This window comes from Planktothrix sp. FACHB-1355 (assembly GCF_014748295.1).
GTDB lineage: Bacteria > Cyanobacteriota > Cyanobacteriia > Cyanobacteriales > Aerosakkonemataceae > Aerosakkonema > Aerosakkonema funiforme_A.
Genome location: NZ_JACJUP010000183.1, coordinates 1 through 8,226, shown reverse-complemented (window position 1 = coordinate 8,226; position 8,226 = coordinate 1). Strand labels below are relative to the sequence as shown.

Genomic DNA, 8,226 nt, shown 5'->3' with positions numbered 1-8,226 from the left:
AGAAGAACGCGGTAGTGTTGGCATAATTATTACGTTGGCAGGGATAGTCAAAGACATGAGACAGGAATTTTCAGAACGAGACGATTTAAAACCAAACACTAAATTAGCATGGAAAAATGCGCCAGATGATGAACTTGTAGTTACTATCAAGTATAATAGAGGTATAAAACACTACTGTTATCCGCTTAGTGCTTTATTTCTTTACTTAGATGATAGCAATTGTCAAAGTTTAGGTATTGATTATACTAAAATATATGAAGCACAAAAGATTCATTGTGCCAAGCGTCAGCCCTTAATGAAGGAATTTTTAGATACAGCCCAAAAATTCCTGGCAAGCTACCAAATTAATCTAAATAGAGATAATGTAAATGAGCATTATCAAAAGTTGTTTTTAGCCTACCCTAACAAACCTTTTAGCCAGACTCAACTTCTATTTGGCAATAATGGTATCACTAAAGCCAGTAATTACATTCTCGACGGTTTAAAAGAAGGAAAAGTGTATCAAAGAATCATTCCTGATGATAAGGTAATCCAAATTGGTATACTTCAATTATGTAATGGTGATGTCAGCATATTTATTAAACAATTAAAAGAAAGGTTACAAACTTATGGCTTTCTTAGCGAAATTAGTAATCATATAACAGAAACTCTCTCAGGTAGCCCATTTCAGCAAAGGGCGGTAGCCGATCAAAAAGCCGTTGACTTAGCTTATGAAACAGATTTAGTGATAATATTTCTTCCTACTTATGACAGAAGCCATGATGAAATTGAAGGTGGTAGTTTATATCATCGGTTAACCCAACGTTTGCTAAGAATGCAAAAGCCAAAGCAAGTAATTTATCAAGACACATTAAAACAAAACCCAAAGTATGTATTAAATCAAGTGGTTCCAGGTATTATTGCCAAGCTGGGTAATACTCCCTACATTTTGGCAAAGCCCTTGAAGATAGCAGATTTTTTTATAGGGTTGGATGTTTCCAGAAAGCCCAAAAAGAATTTACCGGGAAGCATGAATGCTTGCGCGAGTGTTTGCGTGTATGGCAACCAAGGACAGTTTATTGGTTATCAAGTGGAACCTGGAGTTATTGAAGGTGAAGTCATACCAGCTAATTTGCTAGAAAATTGTTTAAGTAATCCCGAACTAAGAGGTAAGAGGGTATTGATTTATCGAGATGGTTTATTTAGAGGAGATGAAATCGAACATTTAGTTAACTGGAGTAGTACCCAGAAATCCAAACTAATTTTAGTAGAGTGTCGAAAATCTGGAAATCCCCGTTTATACAGATGGAACAGTCAGAGTAAAAGAATTAGCCCCCCACCCCAAGCTCTTGGTATGCTACTACCAAGAAATCAGTTAATCTTAGTAACTACAGAGGTAAGTGAAAAAATAGGTTTAGCAAAACCTCTAAGATTAACTGTCAGACCGGAAGGAGAGTCCGCTAATATGACATCGTTAATGCACGCTACTTTATGCTTGACACTACTACATTACGGTTCTCTTAGAAAACCAAGATTGCCAATACCTCTATATGGGGCAGATTTGTTATCATACCTTAACTTACAAGGAGTTTTAACTCATAATTTGTATGGGAATTATCAATTTTGGTAAAAATACGATCGCGATAAGGGTAAAAGTAAATGGATTACGCATCTTATCTCATCTGGCTGGAGTATGTAGCCCAAGCAGGTAAAGAGGAATATCACTGTCATCTCAAGCAATATTGGAGTCGAATCAAAAAATACGATTCCAGAGTAAAACCTTTATTGCTTGACACGCCTCAGCAATTATTAGGTAAGTTAGCACAAAGAGGAGTTTTTGAATTTCACCAAAATCCAGATTTGCTAAGTTACGACCGGGGAGTAGAACGAGTAACTGCGTTAATAAAACTAAACCAGCAGCCAGCAGAGGTACAAGATAAAGTCAGGCAAATACTGATTAAATACCAAGAAAAACCTGTTTTACTAGGCAAGCACATTTTATTATTAAATCCTGGAAATACCAATGAAGTTCCAGAACCTATAATTGTTACACAGGGAAGTTACCAGTTTAAACTTTATGCTAATTTTGACTGCGTATTGCAAGAAAATGATAATATTATTCACATTGTCGATTTAAAGACAGGTCATCACCTGCAAACTCATACAGGCTTATCTAATTATGACAACCGACAAGCCCATGTTTACTTGTTGGCTGCTAGTTACCTTTACCCCAAGGCTAAGACGATAGCCTCATTCTATAATCTAGAAACTCAACAATGGTCAAGCCCATATCATCAAACGCCATCCCTATTAGCTAGAACAGCGGAAATGTTGGCAATAGTAGCGAAAAGACATCAACAAGATAAACGAAACTTAGTATCTAACCCAGAGAATTTCCATAGAATTTTCCGTCCTCATCCGGGATTAGCTTGTCAGTATTGTCAATTTACTTCTATTTGTAGTTTCGCTGATTTAATTCCTTAACTAATTGTCGCGATCGCACCTGTTTGACTCCACCTCAGCTGCATTGATGCGCTAAAATCCCAGAGGAATCGATCGCTCACACCGACGCCGTAAGGAGACTCGCTATGTTCTTCGACGAACTCACCCCCATTTTCCGAGAACTGACCCAGCACCCAGTCTCCTTTCTGGGTGGATTTTTCTCTGGTATATTTCGACTCAATCTGGCTGACGATCCCATCAAAAGCTGGCTCGACCAACAGGCAGGCGTTACCCCTGACTCTTCCCCTACCACTGAAAACAACAACGGCAAAAGCAATGGCCCGCAGTCGATTTCGATCGATTGACCTAACTGGGGACTGGCGCGTCGCGACAGTAAAACTAGCCCCTCAATCGAAATAACAGTCATCAGGGTCTGCTCGCGATCGCAAGCAGACCCTTTGTTTTAAGTTTGCTAGTTTACCTAAAAACTTTTCAAATCCAAATAAATTCTTTACATTAATCAACAAAACATTCTTGATTAGTTAACATAATCTCAAAACGCATAGCTCTTATTCTGTGAGTACATAAAGTATTTCAGAATACTTTGCTTCCCAGGCAGACAGATGTAATTTTACTAATAGACATCTTCAGAAAATAATCTTAAAGGCAGGCAGGATGCCTACCCCACAAGAATTTTTCCAGATGTCTAATGTAGTTTCGCGATCGGGAGAAACTGAAATTAATATTTGTGCAGCAAAAGAGAGAGTCGCCACCACACGCCCAGAGAATCCGATTTCTTTAGTTCGTCTAAAGTTAGAGGGCTCTACCAAAAAGCCTTCTTAAGATAGAAATGGAGGACTATCGGGCATTGAAACGATCGGGTCAGTGCCTGTTAAGCTGACCTCCCAGACATTCATCGCTATCCCTGAAAGGATAAAAACAATGGCAGACGAGAATCGGCCTTTAGCTCAGGAACGCGCCCTAGACAGGGACTGTACAACCTTATCCCGTCACGTCTTACAGCAACTTCAGAGCTTTTCGGCAGACGCACAAGACCTCAGCTCCCTGATGAATCGCATTGCACTCGCCGGAAAGCTGATTTCTCGGCATCTCAGTAGAGCCGGGTTAATGGCAAACGTGCTGGGATTCACAGGGGAAGTTAACGTGCAGGGAGAGTCCGTCAAAAAGATGGACGTTTACGCCAATGACGTTTTTATCTCCGTCTTCAAACAGAGCGGTCTTGTCTGTCGCCTTGCGTCGGAGGAAATGGAAAAACCCTACTATATTCCAGAAAACTGCCCAATTGGACGCTATACTCTGCTCTACGATCCGATCGACGGCTCATCTAATATAGATAGCAATCTCAACGTAGGCTCGATCTTCTGCATTCGTCAGCAAGAAGGGATAGATGATGATGGTTCCGCTCGCGACTTACTGCAAAGTGGGCGCAAGCAAATCGCCGCCGGCTATATACTCTATGGCCCCAGCACCATGTTGGTTTATTCGATCGGCAAGGGCGTCCACTCCTTCACCCTCGACCCCAGCTTAGGTGAGTTTATCCTCTCTTCCGAAAATATCCAGATTCCCCAACACGGCCCTATTTACAGCGTCAACGAAGGTAACTTTTGGCAGTGGGAAGAATCCATTCGGGATTATATCCGCTACGTTCATCGTCATGAAGGCTACACCGCTCGCTACGGCGGAGCGCTAGTGGGCGATTTCCACCGCATTCTGTTTCAGGGTGGCGTGTTTTTGTACCCAGGAACTCTCAAGCAACCGCAAGGAAAATTACGCCTCCTCTACGAAGCAGCTCCCTTAGCCTTTTTAGTCGAACAAGCCGGCGGTCGTGCCAGTACAGGAACCCAGGATATTTTGGATGCGGTGCCAGACAAACTCCATGCCAGGACACCCCTGATTATCGGCAGTAAAGAAGATGTCGCATTAGTGGAATCTTTCATCAGCGAACGCAAAAAAGAAGCCAACGAGGAAAAAATGATGGCTCGTTCGTAAAGATTGAAAAGTTTAAACGTTGGCAAGCATCAACCTTGCATATAGCTAAATACCAACGTTACAAATGTCCAAACACTGCGTCGGGACAGCGCGGCAATATTTAAAGCTGCGAAGACGGACAAAACAAGTAGTTACGAGTAAAAAAGGAAAACAATGACAACGAATCATATATCGGAGATCCGGCAATACGGTCAAAGTATCTGGATGGATAACTTGACCCGCGATTTGGTCGAGTCGGGCGAACTCAAAAAAATGATCGAGACTCGCGATATCCGTGGCATAACTTCCAATCCAGCCATTTTTGAAAAGGCGATTAATGGAAACAAAATCTACGACGCCGATATCGAAAAGGGGATTCGCGAGCAATTACCGACTTACAAGATTTACGAATCGCTAGTTTTTGACGATATCCGCCATGCTTGCGATATCTTCCGCCCTGTGTACGAGGAATCGAACGGTTTGGACGGTTATATCAGCATTGAAGTACCGCCGACGATCGCTCACGATACCGAAGCTACGATAAATGAAGCCCGTCGCTACTACCAAGAAATCGGTCGGTCAAACGTGATGATCAAGATTCCCGGTACAGAATCTGGGTTACCTGCGGTCGAGCAAGTCATCTCCGAAGGAATCAATGTCAACGTTACCCTGCTTTTTTCGGTGGAAAGCTATGTGAATACGGCATGGGCTTATATCCGAGGATTGGAAAAGCGGGCGGCTGAAGGTAAGGAGATCGGTAACATTGCTTCAGTAGCCAGTTTCTTCCTCAGCCGGATCGACAGTAATATCGATAAGCGGATTGACGACAAGTTAAAGGCAGGCGTTACCTCTGTAGACCAAGAAGCTAAACTGAAAGTGGTGAAAGGCAAAGTAGCGATCGCAAATGCCAAAATCGCCTACCAAAAATACAAGGAGATTATTAAAACAGACCGCTGGCAAGCACTCGCCGCAAAAGGTGCCAAAGTCCAGCGTCTCCTGTGGGCTTCCACCAGCACCAAAGACCCTCACTACAGCGATGTCATGTACGTTGACGAGCTGGTTGGCCCCGATACCGTCAACACCCTGCCACCCAACACAATTGAAGCTTGTGCGGATCACTGCAACGCCGCCAGTCGCATTGACACCAAAGTGGAAGAAGCTTACACACTGATCGAAAGCCTCAAAGACCCAGACATCGACATCGATATCAATAAGGTGATGGATGAACTGCTGCTGGATGGAATTGAGAAATTCGTGCAGCCCTTCCAATCCCTGATGAACTCGCTGGAAAACAAGATCGAACACCTAGCGCCAGTTTAGGGAGAGAAGCGAGAGGGAGAAGGGAAAGAGAATTTCTCTCCTCCCCTATCACTTTTGAGAGCAATTGCGATCGGGGTACACCGCTATGTCAACTGCAAACGATATCTTAGAAAGCGACTATGCCAACGCCCAACTCGATGCTGGTGAAAAAGCGAGGCTGGAAGAACTAGAAGCAGTCATCGAACAAGGACTTCAGACATTTTACGAAGTGGGTAAGGCTCTCGACGAGATTCGAGAGAAGAAACTATATCGCGAAACGCACAAAACCTTTGACGCTTACTGCCGAGACAAGTGGGGCATAGCAAGGCGAACAGCTTATCAATTTATTGACGCGGCCCACGTTATGGAAAATTTGTGCGCAATTGCGCACAAAATTCCTACAAAGGAAAATCAAGTTCGTCCCCTAAAGGGACTTCCCTCAGAACTACAAATCCAAATCTGGCAAGAAGCAGTAGAGTCAGCGCCCAACGGCATTCCCACTGGTGCAGCTGTTCAGCGCTTGGTTGACCGACGAGTGTCTTCGCGAACAACAAGGCGAACTTCTGGGGATGCTTCGGAAGAATTGGGGCAGTTGCGCCTGGAGAATCAGCGGCTTAAGGAGCAACTCAGGCAAAGGGATCTCGACAGGGAACGCCGTGCTGCTGAGGTGGCGGCTGAATTAGAGCGCCTGCGCGAAGAGAACAGGCAACTCAAAGCCGAACTCAGACAGCGAGATATCGATTGGGAACGCCGTCTTGCCTACGAACGAGAAAAAATCCGAGAAGAACTCAGAGCTGAAATTCGAGAAGAGGTGAAAGCTGAATATGAAGGTCAAATTAACACCCTAACCGCCCAAGTCAGCTCCCTCACTCAGCAACTGGCAGAAATGACCGCCAAATATGAAGCTGTATTAGCAAGACTCGAAGCTATAGAAGGAAAAAAATAAATGGTAACACTCCTAGAAAATCCGCTCCGCGTCGGACTGCAACAAGAAAGAACCCCCGAACCGCAAATCATGGTAATCTTCGGGGCATCGGGAGACCTGACCCAACGCAAACTGGTGCCAGCGCTATATCACCTCAAACGCGATCGCAGACTGCCACCAGAACTGACGATCGTCGGTTTTGCCCGTCGAGATTGGAGCCACGATTACTTTCGCGAGCAGATGCGGGAAGGAATAGAGGAATTCTCGGATGGCATCGGTTCTGAAGAACTTTGGCAAGACTTTGCCGCAGGTTTGTTCTACTGTTCCGGCGACATGGACAAACCGGAAAGCTACCAAAAACTAAAACAATTCCTGGGCGAACTGGACGGTCAGCGGGGAACGCGGGGAAATCGGGTTTTCTACCTAGCCGTTTCGCCCAACTTCTTTCCCGAAGCAATTCGCCAGTTAGGGTCAGCCCATATGCTCGACGATCCCATCAAAACCCGACTGGTAATCGAAAAACCCTTTGGGCGCGACTTGAGTTCCGCTCGCAGCCTCAACCGGGTAGTCCGTCAAACCTGCAAAGAAGAACAAGTTTACCGCATCGACCACTATCTGGGTAAAGAAACCGTTCAGAACTTACTCGTGTTTCGCTTCGCCAACGCCATATTTGAACCTTTGTGGAATCGCCAATTTGTCGATCACGTCCAAATTACCGTCGCCGAAACCGTGGGAGTTGAAGAACGAGCAGGTTACTACGAAACCTCCGGGGCGCTGCGGGACATGGTGCAGAACCACTTAATGCAACTATTTTGTCTGACAGCGATGGAGCCCCCCAACTCCCTCGATGCGGACAGCGTTCGCGGCGAAAAGGTAAAAGTAATTCAGGCCACCCACCTGGCAGATGTGCGTAACCTGGAGTTCTCCGCAGTGCGAGCCCAGTATGGTGCCGGCTGGATGAAGGGCGAACCTGTGGCGGGATATCGACAAGAACCAGGGGTGAATCCGAATTCCACCACACCAACTTATGTAGCCCTAAAGCTGATGATCGATAACTGGCGGTGGCAGGGTGTGCCATTCTACCTGAGAACCGGTAAGCGACTGCCGAAAAAAGTAACAGAGATTGCCATTCAGTTTCGCGAAGTGCCGTATTTGTTATTTCAATCAGCAGCTCAACAGGTTAACGCCAACGTGTTGACTATGCGAATTCAGCCAAATGAAGGTATTGCCCTGCGATTTGAGGTGAAGATGCCGGGGATGGAAGTCCGCTCTCGTACTGTAGAGATGGACTTTCGCTATGGTGCTGCTTTCGGACAGGCAAGCAGCGAAGCATACGATCGCCTTCTACTCGACTGTATGTTGGGCGACCAAACTTTGTTTACCCGCGCCGATGAAGTCGAAGAAGCTTGGCGGGTAGTAACCCCAGCCCTGACAGTCTGGGAATCCCCAACCGATCCGGCCAAAATTCCCCAGTACGAAGCGGGAATTTGGGAACCAAAGGAAGCCGAACTTTTGATTAACCGCGACGGTCGTCGCTGGCGCAGACCCTGACAATTTTAGATTTGAGATTTTGGATTTTGGATTGGGGTTAA

Annotated in this window: 8 protein-coding genes; 7 read left to right on the top strand and 1 reads right to left on the bottom strand. The window is 45.3% G+C overall.

What is annotated here, in order from left to right:
• The coding region (locus H6S82_RS10665) for a Piwi domain-containing protein (protein WP_206756860.1) at positions 1-1,609 on the top strand (1,609 nt) is incomplete at its 5' end.
• 29 nt (positions 1,610-1,638) lie between these two features.
• On the top strand, positions 1,639-2,463 hold the full coding sequence (locus tag H6S82_RS10660; RefSeq protein ID WP_190470760.1) for a PD-(D/E)XK nuclease family protein: 825 nt from the start codon (positions 1,639-1,641) through the stop codon (positions 2,461-2,463).
• Here the strand turns inward: H6S82_RS10660 and H6S82_RS32705 are convergent.
• Positions 2,460-2,699, bottom strand: coding sequence for a hypothetical protein (locus tag H6S82_RS32705; protein WP_199315488.1), 240 nt, complete (start codon positions 2,697-2,699; stop codon positions 2,460-2,462). The genes H6S82_RS10660 and H6S82_RS32705 overlap by 4 nt on opposite strands.
• 397 nt (positions 2,700-3,096) lie before the next feature.
• Here H6S82_RS32705 and H6S82_RS10650 point away from each other — a divergent pair, with 397 nt between their 5' ends.
• The 5 genes from H6S82_RS10650 to zwf all read left to right on the top strand — a co-directional run bounded on the left by H6S82_RS10650 (position 3,097) and on the right by zwf (position 8,185).
• Complete coding sequence (locus tag H6S82_RS10650) at positions 3,097-3,264, top strand: hypothetical protein (protein ID WP_190470766.1); 168 nt, start codon at positions 3,097-3,099, stop codon at positions 3,262-3,264.
• Positions 3,265-3,363: 99 nt separating this feature from the next.
• Positions 3,364-4,431, top strand: a complete 1,068-nt coding sequence (gene fbp / locus H6S82_RS10645; protein WP_190470769.1) for a class 1 fructose-bisphosphatase — start codon at positions 3,364-3,366, stop codon at positions 4,429-4,431.
• 153 nt (positions 4,432-4,584) lie between these two features.
• Positions 4,585-5,730, top strand: coding sequence for a transaldolase (gene tal / locus H6S82_RS10640; RefSeq protein WP_190470771.1), 1,146 nt, complete (start codon positions 4,585-4,587; stop codon positions 5,728-5,730).
• A gap of 85 nt (positions 5,731-5,815) precedes the next feature.
• A complete protein-coding gene (locus H6S82_RS10635) occupies positions 5,816-6,655 on the top strand; it encodes a hypothetical protein (RefSeq protein WP_190470774.1) in 840 nt (279 codons plus the stop codon).
• Positions 6,656-8,185, top strand: a complete 1,530-nt coding sequence (gene zwf, locus H6S82_RS10630) for a glucose-6-phosphate dehydrogenase (protein WP_190470777.1) — start codon at positions 6,656-6,658, stop codon at positions 8,183-8,185.
• Positions 8,186-8,226 lie beyond the last annotated feature (41 nt).